The sequence below is a fragment of the Agrococcus sp. UYP10 genome (assembly GCF_040547205.1).
Taxonomy (GTDB): Bacteria; Actinomycetota; Actinomycetes; order Actinomycetales; family Microbacteriaceae; genus Agrococcus; species Agrococcus jenensis.
Window position 1 is genome coordinate 2,747,208 of sequence record NZ_JBEPPG010000001.1, and the last position, 14,590, is coordinate 2,761,797.

General features: G+C 74.1%; 15 protein-coding genes. 5 read left to right on the forward strand and 10 right to left on the reverse strand.

The annotated features are described in order from the left end of the window. Nucleotides 1-77: 77 nt before the first annotated feature. The 6 genes from ABIB37_RS13500 to ABIB37_RS13525 form a co-directional block, all read right to left on the reverse strand. On the reverse strand, nt 78-455 hold the full coding sequence (locus tag ABIB37_RS13500; RefSeq protein ID WP_354261200.1) for a M50 family metallopeptidase: 378 nt from the start codon (nt 453-455) through the stop codon (nt 78-80). Continuing rightward, entirely contained in the window at nt 452-1,921 is a 1,470-nt protein-coding gene (locus tag ABIB37_RS13505; protein ID WP_354261202.1) for a bifunctional folylpolyglutamate synthase/dihydrofolate synthase, read from the reverse strand. Before ABIB37_RS13505 ends, ABIB37_RS13500 begins: the two co-directional genes overlap by 4 nt. Next, the gene (gene ileS, locus ABIB37_RS13510) at nt 1,918-5,196 is read right to left on the reverse strand and encodes an isoleucine--tRNA ligase (protein WP_354261204.1); all 3,279 of its coding nucleotides are present in this window, start codon (nt 5,194-5,196) and stop codon (nt 1,918-1,920) included. The genes ABIB37_RS13505 and ileS overlap by 4 nt, the downstream gene beginning before the upstream one ends. A 196-nt stretch (nt 5,197-5,392) precedes the next feature. Then, the gene (locus tag ABIB37_RS13515) at nt 5,393-6,223 is read right to left on the reverse strand and encodes a DUF4097 family beta strand repeat-containing protein (RefSeq protein ID WP_354261206.1); all 831 of its coding nucleotides are present in this window, start codon (nt 6,221-6,223) and stop codon (nt 5,393-5,395) included. After that, nucleotides 6,220-6,912, reverse strand: a complete 693-nt coding sequence (locus ABIB37_RS13520; RefSeq protein ID WP_354261208.1) for a LuxR C-terminal-related transcriptional regulator — start codon at nt 6,910-6,912, stop codon at nt 6,220-6,222. Before ABIB37_RS13520 ends, ABIB37_RS13515 begins: the two co-directional genes overlap by 4 nt. Beyond that, the gene (locus tag ABIB37_RS13525) at nt 6,900-8,138 is read right to left on the reverse strand and encodes a sensor histidine kinase (protein ID WP_354261210.1); all 1,239 of its coding nucleotides are present in this window, start codon (nt 8,136-8,138) and stop codon (nt 6,900-6,902) included. The genes ABIB37_RS13520 and ABIB37_RS13525 overlap by 13 nt, the downstream gene beginning before the upstream one ends. 120 nt (nt 8,139-8,258) lie before the next feature. Here ABIB37_RS13525 and ABIB37_RS13530 point away from each other — a divergent pair, with 120 nt between their 5' ends. The 3 genes from ABIB37_RS13530 to ABIB37_RS13540 are packed head-to-tail and all read left to right on the forward strand — an operon-like array spanning nt 8,259 to nt 10,204. Then, the gene (locus ABIB37_RS13530) at nt 8,259-8,735 is read left to right on the forward strand and encodes a hypothetical protein (protein ID WP_354261212.1); all 477 of its coding nucleotides are present in this window, start codon (nt 8,259-8,261) and stop codon (nt 8,733-8,735) included. Nucleotides 8,736-8,737: 2 nt separating this feature from the next. Then, nucleotides 8,738-9,328, forward strand: a complete 591-nt coding sequence (locus ABIB37_RS13535; protein WP_354261214.1) for a hypothetical protein — start codon at nt 8,738-8,740, stop codon at nt 9,326-9,328. A gap of 21 nt (nt 9,329-9,349) precedes the next feature. After that, nucleotides 9,350-10,204, forward strand: coding sequence for an aminotransferase class IV (locus ABIB37_RS13540; RefSeq protein ID WP_354261216.1), 855 nt, complete (start codon nt 9,350-9,352; stop codon nt 10,202-10,204). Between the two features lie 7 nt (nt 10,205-10,211). On the opposite strand, the gene ABIB37_RS13545 is transcribed toward ABIB37_RS13540, so the two are convergent. Beyond that, nucleotides 10,212-11,093: a hypothetical protein gene (locus tag ABIB37_RS13545; protein WP_354261218.1), complete on the reverse strand. Its 882-nt coding sequence runs from the start codon at nt 11,091-11,093 to the stop codon at nt 10,212-10,214. A gap of 27 nt (nt 11,094-11,120) precedes the next feature. After that, nucleotides 11,121-11,723: a TetR/AcrR family transcriptional regulator gene (locus ABIB37_RS13550; protein WP_354261220.1), complete on the reverse strand. Its 603-nt coding sequence runs from the start codon at nt 11,721-11,723 to the stop codon at nt 11,121-11,123. Between the two features lie 77 nt (nt 11,724-11,800). Between ABIB37_RS13550 and ABIB37_RS13555 the strand changes: the two genes are divergently transcribed. Further along, nucleotides 11,801-13,141, forward strand: a complete 1,341-nt coding sequence (locus ABIB37_RS13555; protein ID WP_354261222.1) for an MFS transporter — start codon at nt 11,801-11,803, stop codon at nt 13,139-13,141. 30 nt (nt 13,142-13,171) lie between these two features. Here ABIB37_RS13555 and ABIB37_RS13560 read toward each other — a convergent pair whose 3' ends face one another. Then, entirely contained in the window at nt 13,172-13,495 is a 324-nt protein-coding gene (locus ABIB37_RS13560; protein ID WP_354261224.1) for a GNAT family N-acetyltransferase, read from the reverse strand. Nucleotides 13,496-13,548: 53 nt separating this feature from the next. Beyond that, nucleotides 13,549-14,334, reverse strand: a complete 786-nt coding sequence (locus ABIB37_RS13565) for a fructosamine kinase family protein (protein ID WP_354261226.1) — start codon at nt 14,332-14,334, stop codon at nt 13,549-13,551. Nucleotides 14,335-14,374: 40 nt separating this feature from the next. Between ABIB37_RS13565 and ABIB37_RS13570 the strand changes: the two genes are divergently transcribed. Continuing rightward, complete coding sequence (locus ABIB37_RS13570) at nt 14,375-14,548, forward strand: hypothetical protein (RefSeq protein WP_354261228.1); 174 nt, start codon at nt 14,375-14,377, stop codon at nt 14,546-14,548. Nucleotides 14,549-14,590: the final 42 nt, after the last annotated feature.

Genomic DNA, 14,590 nt, shown 5'->3' on the forward strand with positions numbered 1-14,590 from the left:
ACGGGGTCCGGGTGCTCTCGCCGCTGGCGCAGCGGGTGTCGTCGATGCCGTCGTCGTCGAGATCGGCCATGGAGCCGCTAGGTGCCCGGGGCACCCCGGGGGTCGAGGCCCTGCGCGCGCCGCTGCCGCTCAATCTGGCGCGCCTTCACGAAGCAGTAGATCCACAGCCCCACGAGCACGATCGCGACGACGCCCCACACGGGCTCGAACCAGGTGAGCGCGACGACCGCGGCCTGCGTGACGAGGCTCACGATCCAGCCCCACGGGCGGCGCAGCAGCGGCATCGTCGCGATGAGCAGCACGCCGACGACCGCGAACGCGAGGGGCCCCGGCCAGTCGCGCGTCACGCCCCAGACGGCGAGCGCCCCGAACGCGATGCCGGCGGTCTGCAGCCCGTGCACGATGCGGAGCAGCGACTCCATCGCGCCGCGCGCCGGGCGCTGCCGCGGGCTCACGGCTGCTCCTCGTCGGTGATCTCGACGGTCGCGGCCTGGCGGCGCGCATCCGGGCGTCGCAGCCACCCCTGCTCGCGCGCGTGCCCGAGCACGTCGCCGAGCAGCGTGATCGAGCCCGTGACGACCACGGCGCCGTCGCGGTCCGCGGCTGCCTCGCGCGCCGCCTCGACGGCGGTGCCGAGCTCCGGCTCGACGAGCACGCGGTCGGCGCCGAGCACGGCGACGGCCTGCGCGGCGAGGTCGTCGGCGGGCAGCGCGCGCTCCGACGTCGACTGCGTCACGACGAGCTCGTCGATGACGGGCTCGAGCTCGGTGAGCACGCCCGTGACGTCCTTGCCGACGAGCACGCCGAGCACGAGCGTGACCTTCTCGAGCCCGAACACGTCGCCGAGCGCCGCGCGCAGCGCGCGGGCGCCGTGCGGGTTGTGGGCGGCGTCGAGCACGACGAGCGGATGCGCGCCGACGACGTCGAGGCGGCCGGGCGAGGTCGCGGCGGCGAAGCCCTCGGCGAGCACCTGCGCGGTGAGCGGCTGCGAGCCGCCGCCGAGGAAGGCCTCGACCGCGACGAGCGCGAGCGCGGCGTTCGCGCCCTGGTGCGCGCCGAGCAGCGGCACGAGCTGGTCGATGTACTCGGCGGCGAGGCCGCGGACCGTGATGAGCTGCCCGCCGACCGCGACGGTCTGCGAGGCGAGCGCGAAGTCGCGGCCCTCGACGAGCAGCCGCGCGCCCACCTCGGCGGCGCGCTCCTCGAGCACCGCGAGCGCCTCGGGCTCCTGCGCGGCCGAGACGGCGATCGCGTCGGGCTTGATGATGCCGGCCTTCTCGCGCGCGATCGCCTCGACCGTCGTGCCGAGCCGGTTCGTGTGGTCGAGCGCGACGGGCGTGATGACCGCGACGTCGCCGTCTGCCACGTTCGTCGAGTCCCAGGTGCCGCCCATGCCGACCTCGAGCACCGCGACGTCGACCGGCGCATCCGCCATGATGGCGAAGGCGAGCACGGTGAAGGCCTCGAAGAACGTCAGCCGCCGCTCCCCCGCCGCCGCGAGCTCCGCGTCGACGAGGTCGAGGAACGGCGCGATGTCGTCGTAGCCGCGCGCGAACGCCTCGTCGCTCACCGGCTCGCCGTCGATCGCGATCCGCTCGTTGACGCGCTCGAGGTGCGGGCTCGTCAGCAGCCCCGTGCGCAGGCCGTGGGCGCGGAGCAGCGCATCCGCGATCCGCGCGGTCGAGCCCTTGCCGTTCGTGCCGGTGATGTGGATGATCCGGAACGCCCGCTGCGGGTCGCCGAGCAGCTCGACGGCGCGGCGGGTCGCCTCGATGCGGGGCTCGACGGCCTGCTCCCCCGCGCGCTCGAGCAGCGCCTGGTAGGCGGCCTCGGCCGCCTCGCGGTGCTCGAGCGACTCGAGGATGCGGTCGTCGATGCTGCCCTGGTCGTCGCTCCCCTGGTCGGCGGTGAGGTCGGTCATGCGGTCACCTTCTCGATCGTGATCGCGAGCGGCGACCCGTCGCCCACGCGGTGCGCGGTGCGGCCGTCGGCCAGCTCGCCCATGGTGTCGTCGACGCGCTCGACCGAGAGCTCGGTCGAGAGCGTCTCGGCGGCGATGAGCGCGCGGTTCGCCTCGAGGGCGGCGACGCCGTGGGCGTCGGACCCGAGGCCGAGGCGGATGCGGTCGGAGACGTCGAGGCCGGCCTCCTTGCGCGCCTGCTGCACGGCGCGGACGACGTCGCGCGCGAGGCCCTCGGCCTCGAGCTCCGGCGTAAGCGACGCGTCGAGCTTCACGATCGTCGCTCCCATGACGGAAGCGAGGACGCGGTCACTCGCCTCTGAGTCCGCGGTGACCAGCCGCTGGAACTCATTGGGGAGCAAACGGTGCCCAGCCACGACCGGGGTCTCGCCATCCATCGTCCATTCCCCACGCTTGACCGCTGAGAGCACCGCTTGGAAGTCACGGCCGAGTCGCGGGGCCGCCTCTCTAGGAATGACGACGAGCTCGATCTTGACCCCGGGGATTTTCGTGAAGTCCCCTTCGTGCTGGAGCAGCTGCACTTCCTTGACATTGACTTCGTCGGCGACAATCGCCTCGAAGCCTCGGAGGTCGTACGGCGTATAAGCGACGAGCAGAGGAAGCGGCTGCCGAACGCGAATCTGATGCTCCTTGCGCCGCGCATGCGCGGCATTGACCACCAGGCGCACCGCGTCCATCTGCGCGACGAGCTCGGCGTCCGCCGGGAGGTCCGCAGCATCCGGCCAGTCCGTCAGGTGCACCGAGCGGCCGCCGGTGAGGCCCTTCCAGACCTCCTCGGTGACGAGCGGCGAGAGCGGGGCGGCGACGCGCGCGAGCGTCTCGAGCACCGTGAAGAGCGTGTCGAACGCCTCGGAGCCCGAGCCGTCCTCCTGCACGCCCTGCCAGAAGCGGTCGCGCGAGCGGCGCACGTACCAGTTGGTCAGCACGTCGATGAACTCGCGCACCGCGAGCGTCGCGCCGGTCGCGTCGAGGCGCTCGAAGGCGGCGGTCGCCGTCTCGACGGTCTCGCGCAGCTTCGCGAGGATGTAGCGGTCGAGCACGTCGGTCGACGTCGTCGAGCGCTGCGCGAGGTACGGCTGCCCGCCGCGCGCGCGGTTGGCGTAGGTGGCGAAGAAGTACCAGGTCGACCACAGCGGCAGGTGGAACTGCCGCAGCGCCTCGCGGATGCCCTCCTCCGACACGATGAAGTTGCCGCCGCGCAGGATCGATCCCTGCATGAGGTTCCACCGCACCGCATCCGACCCGTAGGTGTCGAACGACTCGTTCACGTCCGGGTAGTTGCGGCGCGACTTCGACGCCTTGAACCCGTCGTCGCCGAGGATGATGCCGTGGCTGATGACGTTCTCGAACGCCGGGCGGCCGAAGAGCGCGACCGAGAGCACGTGCATGACGTAGAACCAGCCGCGCGTCTGGCCGATGTACTCGGTGATGTAGTCGGCGGGGCTGTGCTCCTCGAACCACTGCTCGTTCTCGAACGGGTAGTGGAACTGCGCGAACGGCATGGAGCCGGAGTCGAACCAGACGTCGAGCACGTCGGGGATGCGGCGCATCGTCGAGCGGCCCGTCGGGTCGTCGGGGTTCGGGCGCGTCAGCTCGTCGATCGCCGGCCGGTGCAGGTCGGTCGGGCGCACGCCGAAGTCGCGCTCGAGCTCGTCGAGCGAGCCGTAGACGTCGACGCGCGGGTGGTTCGGGTCGTCGCTCTTCCAGACCGGGATCGGGCTGCCCCAGTAGCGGTTGCGGCTGATCGACCAGTCGCGCGCGCCCTCGAGCCACTTGCCGAACTGGCCGTGCTTGACGTTCTCGGGCACCCAGTTGATCTGCTCGTTCGCGGCGAGCAGGTCGTCCTTGATCTCGGTGACGCGCACGAACCAGCTCGAGACCGCCTTGTAGATGAGCGGGTTGCGGCAGCGCCAGCAGTGCGGGTACGAGTGCACGTAGGAGGCCTGGCGCAGCACGCGGCCGGCGTCCTTGAGCAGCTTCGAGAGCGGCTTGTTGGCCTCGAACACCTGCATGCCGGCGACCGGCGCGACCGCGTCGAGGAAGCGGCCCCCGTCGTCGACCGAGAGGATCGTCGGGATGCCCGCGGCGTTCGACACCCGCTGGTCGTCCTCGCCGTAGGCGGGCGCCTGGTGCACGATGCCGGTGCCCTCGCCGGTGGCGACGTAGTCGTCGACGAGGATCTGGAAGGCGTGCTCGGTGCCCCAGGCGTCGGCATCGGCGTAGAAGTCGAAGATGGGCGCGTAGCGCACGCCCGCGAGCTCGGCGCCGGCGAGCGTGCGCGTCGCGGCGTCGACCGCGTCCTCCGCGGAGTCGTAGCCGAGGTCCTTGAAGTAGCCCGCGATCGTCGCGGTCGCGAGCAGGAAGTCGCCGTCTCCGGCGGTGGTGCCCTGCGGGCCCCCGGGCACGACCGAGTACTCGACCGCGGGGCCGACCGCGAGCGCGAGGTTCGTCGGCAGCGTCCACGGCGTCGTCGTCCAGGCGAGCGCCTTGACGCCGGTGAGGCCGAGCGCGTCCGCCGCCTCGCCCTCGAGCGGGAAGGTCACGGTGAGCGTGGTGTCCTGGCGGTCCTGGTAGACGTCGTCGTCCATCCGCAGCTCGTGGTTCGACAGCGGCGTCTCGTCGCGCCAGCAGTACGGCAGCACGCGGTAGCCCTCGTATGCGAGGCCCTTGTCGTGCAGCGTCTTGAACGCCCAGATGACGCTCTCCATGTAGGTGATGTCGAGGGTCTTGTAGCCGCCCTCGAAGTCGACCCAGCGCGCTTGGCGGGTGACGTAGTCCTCCCACTCGTCGACGTAGCGCAGCACCGACTCCTTCGCCCGCGCGTTGAAGACGTCGACGCCCATCGCCTCGATCTCGGCCTTCTCGGTGATGCCGAGCTGCTTCATCGCCTCGAGCTCGGCCGGCAGGCCGTGCGTGTCCCAGCCGAACACCCGCGGCACCTGCTTGCCGCGCATCGTCTGGAAGCGCGGGAAGACGTCCTTCGCGTAGCCGGTGAGCAGGTGGCCGTAGTGCGGCAGCCCGTTCGCGAACGGCGGGCCGTCGTAGAAGACCCACTCCTCGCAGCCCTGGCGCTGCTCGAGCGACGCCTTGAAGGTGCTGTCGCCCTTCCAGAAGGCGAGGATCCCCTGCTCGATCGCCGGCAGGTCGGGGCTCGCGGCGACGCTGCGCTGGGCGCCGGCCTCGGAGGTGAGCGGGTATCGGCTCTGCTCGGTCACGCTGGGTCTCCTGCATCCTCGGACTATCGGATGCGGGGACGCTCTCGCGCGGTACCACCCCGCTTGCGGCCCGCACGCGGACCGCCGCTTCGTGCTCGGGCTGTGACGGGCCTGCCCCGTTCGGATCTACTGGGCGTCGCCGCCGTTCTCCCGACCGCTCCCCGGTGATGGCCGGATCGATGCGTGTGCCCCGATCCTACCGGCTCTCGCCCCGCAGCGCGACGCTGCCGGCGCTCACCTGCACGTCGATCGTGGCGCGCGCATCCGCGTTCTCATCCACGTCGATCGTCGCGTCGCCCGCCGAGACGTCCTGCGTCACGGCGTAGTCGCCCGCGGGGATCCCGAGCTCGATGCTGCCCGCGCTCACCTCGGCGTCGATCGACGTCGGCTGCTCGCCGGTGAGGGCGCCGATGATGCGGCCCGCGCTCACGTCGAGCACGACAGCGCCGGGGGTCGCCAGATCGAGCCGGGCCTCGCCGGCGGAGACCTGCAGGCCGAGCGACTCGGCGTCGCCGGCGAGGTCGATGCTGCCGGCGCTCAGGCTCACGTCCGCCGTGCCCCAGGTCGCGTCGGCCTCGAAGCTGCCGGCGGCGACGTCGGCCGCGAGGTCGAGACCCTCCCGCTCGAGCTCGGCGGGCAGGGTCAGCACGACGTGCTCCTCGCCGCCGCGGCCGCCGAACCAGCCGCCGAAGCCCCACCAGCCCCAGCGGCGGTCGGTGTCGACGCGCAGGGTCGCGCCGTCGCGCTCGAGGCGCCACCGCTGCACGGGGCCGCCGTCGGTCGAGGCGTCGAGCCGGGCCTCGGCGACGTCGTCGAAGCGCACCTCGAAGCCAGCGGCCGCGCTGTCGATGCGCAGCGCCTGCACGCCGTCGGCCGACGCCGTCCACGACTGGCTCGTCGGGCTGTGCGCGGCGACCCCGCGGATGACGCCGCCGCCGACGGCGAAGACGAGGCCGATCGAGCCGAGCACGATCAGGATGATGCTGATCCACCGGCCGGGCCGGGTGGAGGTGGTGGGGATGGTCATCGGATGCCTCCGGGCTGGTCGTTCGGTCGGTGCGAGTCGTGGTCGGTCGGCGCGTCGAGGTGCGCGAGCACCGCGAGCACGCGGCGGTTGCCGTCCTCGGGCTCGAGCTCGAGCTTCTGGAACACCGCCGAGATGTGCTTCTCGACGCTGCCGGCCGAGACGTAGAGGCGGTCGGCGATCGCCTGGTTCGACGACCCCTCCGCCATGAGGGCGAGCACCTGTCGCTCGCGCGGCGTGAGCCGCTCCATCCGCGCGTCGCGCCGGCGGCGGGCGAGCAGCTGGCTCACCACCTCCGGGTCGAGCACCGTGCCGCCCGCGGCGACCTGCTCGACCGCGCTGAGGAAGTCGCGGATGTCGGCCACGCGGTCCTTCAGCAGGTAGCCGAAGCCCGACGGGCCGCTCGCGATGAGGTCGGCGGCGTAGCGCTCCTCGACGTACTGCGAGAGCACGAGCACCCTCGGCCGGTCGCCGCGCGAGCGGATCCCGATCGCGGCGAGGATGCCCTCGTTCGTCCGCGTCGGCGGCATCCGCACGTCGAGGATGGCGAGGTCGGGGTCGGTGGCCGCGATCGCGGCCTCGAGCGCGCTCGCGTCGGGCAGCTGCGCGACCACGTCGTGGCCGGCGTCGGTGAGGAGCCTGGCGATGCCCTCGCGGAGGAGCACGCTGTCCTCGCAGATCAGGATGCGCACGGGACCGTCACCTCGATCGCGGTCGGGCCGCCTGCGGGGCTCGTGAGGGTGAGGGTGCCGCCGACGCCCGCGACGCGGTGCGCGAGGCCGTCGATGCCGCCGCCGATCTGGCGCTCGGCGCCGCCGATGCCGTCGTCCTCGATGCGCGCCCAGAGGGTCGCGACGCCGTCCTGCGTCTGGCGCGTGCGGATGGCGACCCGGATGCGGCTCGCCCTCGCGTGCTTCTGCGCGTTCGTGATCGCCTCTGCGATCGCGAAGTAGACGGCGGTCTCGGCGTCGCGGGAGCAGCGGCGGTCGAGCCGCGCGTCGACCTCGACGGGGATGGGGCTGCGGGCGGCGAGCGCCGAGATGGCGGCGTCGAGGCCGCGGTCGTCGAGCACGGCCACGTGGATGCCGCGGGCGAGCTGCCGGAGCTCGGTGACCGCCGACTTCGACGAGGCGTGCGCCTCCTCGATGAGGGCCTTCGCGCCCTCCGGGTCTGCCTCGATGCGGTCGCGGGCCATGCCGAGCTGCATCGCGATCGAGACGAGCCGCGGCTGCACGCCGTCGTGGAGGTCACGCTCGATGCGGGTGCGGTCGAGGTCGGCGGCGCGCACGGCGCCGTGGCGGCGGTCGCGCTCCTCGCGCGCCTCCTGCTCGAGCCGCTCGCGGTCGTCGGGCACGAGCAGGCCGAGGGTGACGTTGCGGTGCGCGATGGCGAGGCCGATCGTGCCGGCGATGCCGGCCGCGAGGGCGAGGATGCCCAGCAGCGGCGCCCACTCGACGGGGACGGCGAAGCTCGTGAGCGGCACGGTGACCGTCTCTGCGGCACCGAGGCCCGCGAGGGCGAGCGGCACGCCGATGCCGACGAGGCCGAGCAGCGGCAGGGTGATCGCGCCGAAGATGCTCGCGAGGAAGAAGCTGAGGAGCGCCCGCCAGTGCTGGCCGTCGGAGACGATGCGCAGCAGGCGGTGCGGCACCCGCAGCCAGTCGGTGCGCGGCGAGCCGCGCCAGACGGCAGCGGGCACGGGTGCGCCGTAGAGGCCGGCGATGCGCTCCCGCTCGAACCACGCGACGGCGAGCATCGCCAGCATCGCGAGCGCGAGCAGCAGGAAGCCGACGAGCACGACGAGCGTGGCGATGCCGGTGGCCGTCAGCACGGCGATCGCGGTGAGGACGGGGAGCCCCAGCGACCCGAGGAGCGCGAGGTGCGCGACGGTCGCGAGGATGGTGCCGGTTCGTTGCATGGCTCCACGCTAGGACTGGCGGGAGCGCCCGGTACGGCGGCTGTCCAGAAGCCTTGCGGGGGCTATCCCCCAGCATCCGCAAGTCGGCGCACCCATGGTCCTCACCGGTACCCTCGCCCCATGATCGACACGCGCATCCGCACCGCCGCCGCAGCGCTCGTCCTCGCCGCCGGCCTCGTCGTGAGCGGCTGCGCGAGCGCGCCGACGCCGAGTCCCACGGCGACGGCAGACGCGGCGACGCCGACCGCCGAGCCGCAGACGCAGGCGCAGCAGTGCGCGCGGCTCATGACGGATGTGCAGGGCATCGCCGCCGACGTGCCGCGCGTCGGCGAGCTGCTCGGCACCGACCCCTTCGGAGCGCTCGCGCTCGTCGGCGACATCTCGAACCGGGTCGGCGACCTGCACCTGCGGGTGACCGACCCGGAGCTCGTGCAGCGCATCGAGCAGATCCAGGCCGGCTGGGACGCGATCGTGCAGGACGCCCAGGAGTCGCTCGGCTCCGGCGACGTGACCGCGATCGAGCGCGTCAGCGCATCGCTCTCCGAGCTCGGCCAGCAGGTGTCCGACCTGCAGCAGCTGTGCGCGGGCACCCCGTGATCGTGAACGGCACAAACGCCTACGGCACGGGCGCCCGCGCTCGCCGCGCGGGCCTCGTCGTGCTCGCCGCGCTGGCGATGAGCGGCTGCGTGATCCTGCCGCCGCCGCTGCCGACGGCCGCGCCGGTCCCGGTGCCGACCGTCGCCGAGCCCGCCGTCCCGTCCCCGTCGGCGAGCGAGCCGGGGCCGGCCGAGCCCGAGCCGAGCGAGCCGGCGCCGAGCCCGGAGCCGGCTGAGACCGAGCAGGCGCCCGAGCTGCCCGAGCCGACGGCCGAGGAGTGCGCCGCGGCCGACCAGGCGCTCGCCGCGATCGTCACCCGCTCCTCGCAGGTGCTCGACGCGGTGCCCGCCGACGGCGAGCCCGACTGGGCGGCCGCCGACGCGGTGGTGGCCGAGCTGCCGGTCATGCGCGACGCGTTCATCGCCCAGACGACGAGCGTCGCGCTCGCCGAGAGCTTCCGCGAGCTCGACCAGCCCATCGTCGACATGACCGAGGCGGTGGCAACGCGCGACAGCCTGGTCGTGACGCTCTCGTCGGCATCCGTGGCGTTCGCGGCCCCCGCCGCGCTGCTGCCGTGCGCGGGCATCCTCTGATCGCGCCCCTACGCTGAGCGCATGGCCGCTCCCCTGCTCGCACTCCTCGACGGCACGATCGCCGACGTCACCTCCCCGCTCGTGCGGGCCGACGACCTCGGCGTGGTCCGCGGCGACGGCGTGTTCGACGCGACCCTCGTCCGACGGGGCGCCGACGGCGCGCCGCACGTGCGCGACCGCGAGGCGCACCTCGACCGGCTCGAGCGCTCCGCCGAGATCCTGCAGCTGCCCGCGCCCGACCGGGCGGGCTACCAGCGGGCGATCGACGCGCTCGTCGCGGCGTGGGACTTCGACACCCGCCCGGAGGCGCTCATCCGGCTCGTGCTGACGCGCGGTCCGGAGTCGGGCGGCGACCCGACCGCGTTCGCGCTCATGGCGCCGCTCGCGGGCTCAGCGGTCGAGGAGCGCGAGCGCGGCATCGCGATCACGCTGCTGGGGCGCGGCCACGACGGCGACGAGGTCGCGGCGATGCCATGGCTGCTGCCCGGCGCGAAGAGCCTGTCGTACTCGATCAACATGGCGGCGAAGCGGCATGCCGTGCAGCACGGCTTCGACGACGTCGTCTTCGTCGCGCCCTCCGGCCGGCTGCTCGAGGGACCGACGTCGACGCTCGTCATCGACCGCGGCGGGAGGCTCCTGACGCCGTCGCAGGACGGCATCCTCGCCTCGATCACGCTCGAGCACCTGATGCGCGACGCACCGGATGCCGGGCTCGAGGTGGCGTTCGCGGCGCTCGAGCCGGCCGACCTGCTGGGCGCCGATGGCGCGTGGCTGCTCTCGTCCGGGCGGCTGCTCGCCGCCGTCACGAGCGTCGACGGGGAGCCGCTGCCGCGCTCGCCGCTCGACGGGGAGCTGCGCCGCATCCTCGACGTCTGAGCCCGCCTCAGGGCACGGCCGCGACCTGCGCCCGCACGAGCGCGGTGACGGCCTCGGTCGGCGCGCCCTCGTGGACGACCGCGATGAGGATGGCGCCGTCCGCGGCAGCATCGACCACGAGCGCGGCGCCGTCGCCCGACAGGACGGCGGCCGCCGCGAGCGTCGGGACACCGCTGCCGAGCGTGCCGTCGGGGGTCACGACCCCCTCGCAGGCCGCGCCGAGCGCCTGGATCGCGGCGACGGCCGCTTGGGCGGCGGCCTCGCTCGGGTAGCGCACGATCACGAGGTCGATCGGAGCGCCGGGCGCGGGATCGGCGTGCAGCGTCGTGGATGCCGCCTCGAGCGCCTCGCCGTCGACCGCGTCGGCGGCGCTCGCGCAGCCGCCGGTCGCCGACCTGGCTGCCGCGACGTGCGGCAGCGCGACGTCGGGCGCGACGGCGCCGGGCGGCGCCACCTCGACCCAGGGGGCCGTGTGCGAACCGGTCGCGTCGGCCCACTCGAGCGGCGCGAGCGCCGCGGCGCGCGGGAGCAGCGCGACGAGCGAGGTGGGTTCGGGCGTCGGCGAGGCCGACGGGGTCGGTGAGGGCGACGGCGGTCGCGACGGCGTCGGGGTCGCAGGCCGCGGCGTCTCCCGCGACTCGGGCGGCGTCGCGCTCGGCCGGAGCGGCGTGTGGCGCACCGTCGGGGCCGGCGGCTCGGGCACGCCGATCGGCGGGGAGAGCGAAGGAGGCTGCGCGACCGCGACGGGCGCCGGCGTGACGATCGGCGGCGGCGACACCACGGCGACCGGGGGCGGCTCAGCCGGCAGGGCGCAGCCCGCGAGCGCCGCGCCCGCCACGATGGCGGCGGCGGCCATCACCGAGCGAGGAGGGCGCCACACGAGCACCATGATGCGCCTCGATGGCGCTGTCCCCCATCAGCCGCGCGGATCGTTGCCCAACCGTGACGCCGCGGCGATCGGCTCGAGCGCGGCGCGCATCGCGTCGGCCGCTCGAGGACGGCCTGGTGTGCCGGCCCAGGCGACGAGCGCCGCGCACGCAGCGGCGACGATCGCGACCGGGGCGACCGCGGCATCCACCGACTCCGGCAGCGCGTCGCGCTCGAGCGCGAGCGCGAGCGCGGCGCGCTCGACGAGCGGCTGCAGGCGCGCGGGGGCGCCGTCGCGCAGCGCCTCCTCGGCGCGCATGGCGCGCGCATCCCGCAGCGCGGTCGGCGGGGTCGCGTTCCACGGCTCGACCGCGCGTGCGATCGCCGCGACGAGCCGGCCGACGGCATCCGAGCCACCGGCGTCGAGCGCCGCGCCGGCGCGCGCGATAGCGGCGTCGAGCTCGACCCAGAGCGCGTCAGCCTTCGAGTCGCAGTACGTGAAGACGGTGCCGCGGGAGACGCCCGCACGACGGGCGATGTCGTCGACGCTCACGGCGTCGTAGCCGTGCTCGAGGAACAGCTCGAGCGCTGCCTCGTGGATCGTCGCGGCGCTCGACGCGCGCGGCCGACCGGGGCCCTTCTTCGCGGTCATGGGAATCCTCTCGTGGCGCTATTGTTGCACTCGGTACGACAACCCCGCGCCGCGGACGGCGCGCCTGAGGAGCAACCGTGAGCACCACCACCGCGCCCGCGCGCACAGCCACGTCCCGGGTCGCGGCCGCCGCCACCGTCGGCACCGCGCTCGAGTCCTACGACTTCTACACCTACTCCTACTTCGCGGCGTTCTTCGCCGGGCCGTTCTTCTTCTCGGCGCTCGGCGCCACCGGCGCGCTGCTCGCCTCCTTCGCGACGATCGGCATCGCCTTCGTCGTCCGGCCGATCGGCGCGGTGCTCTTCGGCCACCTCGGCGACCGAATCGGCCGCCGCGCCACGCTCATCATCACGATCACCCTCATGGGCGTCGCGACGGGGCTCGTGGGCCTGCTGCCGACGGGCGAGGGCTGGGCGATGTTCGGCGGGGTCGCGCTCGTGCTGCTGCGCGTCGTGCAGGGGCTCTCGCTCGGCGGCGAGTGGGGCGGCGCCGTGCTGCTCGCGACCGAGCACGCCGATGCCCGTCGGCGCCCGTTCTTCGCGTCGCTCCCGCAGCTCGGCTCCCCCATCGGCTCGGTCGCTGCGGGCGGCCTGATGCTCGTGATGTTCTCCGCCCTCGGCGGCGAGGCGATGGCCGCGTGGGGCTGGCGCATCCCGTTCCTGCTCGCGATCCCGCTCATCGCCGTCTCGCTCTACCTGCGCTGGTCGGTCGACGAGACGCCCGTCTTCAAGGCCATCGCCGCGCAGGGCACGCGCGAGCGCAACCCCGTGTGGGCCGCGGTCCGCACGCAGCCGGCCGCCTTCGGCGTCGCGATCCTCGTCGCGCTGCTCGGCATCGGCTCCTACTCGCTCATGAACACCTACACGATGGGCTACGGCGTCGCGGAGCTCGGCTACGACGAGATGCAGCTGCTCGCCGCGGCGACGATCGGCGGCCTGCTGCAGTTCGTGACCGTGCCGTTCTTCGGCTGGCTCGCGACGCGCATCGGCTCTGCTCGTGTCGTCGCGCTCGGCGCGGTCGGCACGCTGCTCATCGCCTTCCCGATCTACTGGCTGCTCGGCTCCGCGACCTTCGCGGTGCTCGTCGCGCTCATGGTGGTCGGCGGCATCCTGCCGACCGCGTCGTGGGCCGCGCTCGGCGGCACGATGCAGGAGCTCTTCCACGGCCGCCACGCCTACTCCGCGCTGTCGCTCGCGTACGCGATCGCCGCGGTGCTCTCGGGCTTCATCCCCTACCTCACGGCCGAGCTCGGCACCCTGACCGGCGGTGCATGGTGGCACCCGGGGCTCGTGCTCGCGGCGCTCTCGGCGCTCACGCTCGTCGGCGCGATCGCGGCCGGCCGGATGCGTCGCCTCGGCGACGAGGACGCCGACGCCGCGCAGGCGATCGTCGCGGAGGAGCAGCCCGTCCCGGCCTGAGTTCGAGCCTGCGCCTGCGCGGTCCCGGCGTCAGAGCTTCGGCGGCAGCGCCTGCAGCATCGCGGGCGTCGCGCGGTCGACGCTCGCTCCCCACTCGTCGGCGTGCCGCTCGACGTACTGCTTGACGAGCGGGCAGACCGCGACGATGCGGAGGCCCTCGTCGCGCGTCGCCGTGAGCGCGTGCTCGATGACGAGGTTCGCGAGGCCGTGACCCGAGAACTCGGCGCTCACGACCGTGTGGAAGAAGATGCGATGCCCGTCGTGGTCGTGGAACTGCGCGAAGCCCGCGGCGGTGCCGTCGGCCTCGACGACGAACCGGTCCGGGCCGCTCTGCCTGCTGACGGAGGTCTCCATGCGGCCAGCCTGGCACCGCTGGCGCGCGACGGCGAGCCCCATCCGCGTCCCGCTCAGCCGAGCGTCCGGGCGACCTCGATCGCCCGCCCCGCGTAGCCGCCGCCGAACAGCAGCGTGTGCACGAGCAGCGGCTGCAGCTGCTGCATCGGGATGCGGCCCTGCCAGCCGTCGGCGAGCGGGGCCGCCTCGTCGTAGGCGTCGAGCACCGCCTCGAGGCGCGGGAGCCCGAAGAGCGCGAGCATCGCGAGATCCGTCTCGGCGTGCCCGCCCTGCGCGTGCGGGTCGATGAGCACCGCGCCGGTGTCGACGTCGCTCCACAGCACGTTGCCGCTCCAGAGGTCGCCGTGGATGCGCGCGACCGGCGGCACGCCCGCCGGCTGCGGCGCGTCGAACGCGCCCTCGGCCATCCGATCGACGGCACGCCCGACGACGCGCGCCCCATCGGCGTCGAGCCTGCCGAGCGCGACGCAGCGCTCCAGGATCGGCCGCACCGAGGTGGCCGCCCACGCCTCGCCCCAGCCCTCGCCCGTCGGCTCGGCGGCGAACAGCGTGCGCGACGAGCCCACCTCGAACGGCGCCGTCGCTCCGGGCGGCGGGCAGCAGTGCCAGCCGGCGCCGCTCCCGTGCAGCGCGGCGAGGCTGCGCCCGAGCGCCTCGGCGCGAGCGGGCGTCGCCGCAGCCTCCGCCACCCGGGCGACGTGCAGCGCCGAGCCGTCGAACCGGGCGCGCGCGATCCGCGTGCCCCCGACGTCCTCGGCCTCCGCGAGCCACGCGAGCCCGGCGGCCTCCATCGCGAGCGCGTGCGGCGCGCCCGCGCGCGCCCGCTTCACCACGTCCATGGCGCAACCCTGGCACGGCGCGGCCGATAGCGTGGTCGGCATGGCACGCTCCCCCAAGCCCGCGCCGCTGTGGATCTGGATCGTCGCGGCGGCATGCTTCGCGATCGCCGCGCTGCTGCAGCGCGACATCCTCAGCCAGGTGCTCTTCGGCGTCGCCGCCGCCGCCCTCGCGGTCACCGCCCTCCTGCAGTGGCGCAGGTCCAGCGCGCGCTGACCGCCGTAGACTCTCCCCAGCACAACCAGGCATCAAGCCGCG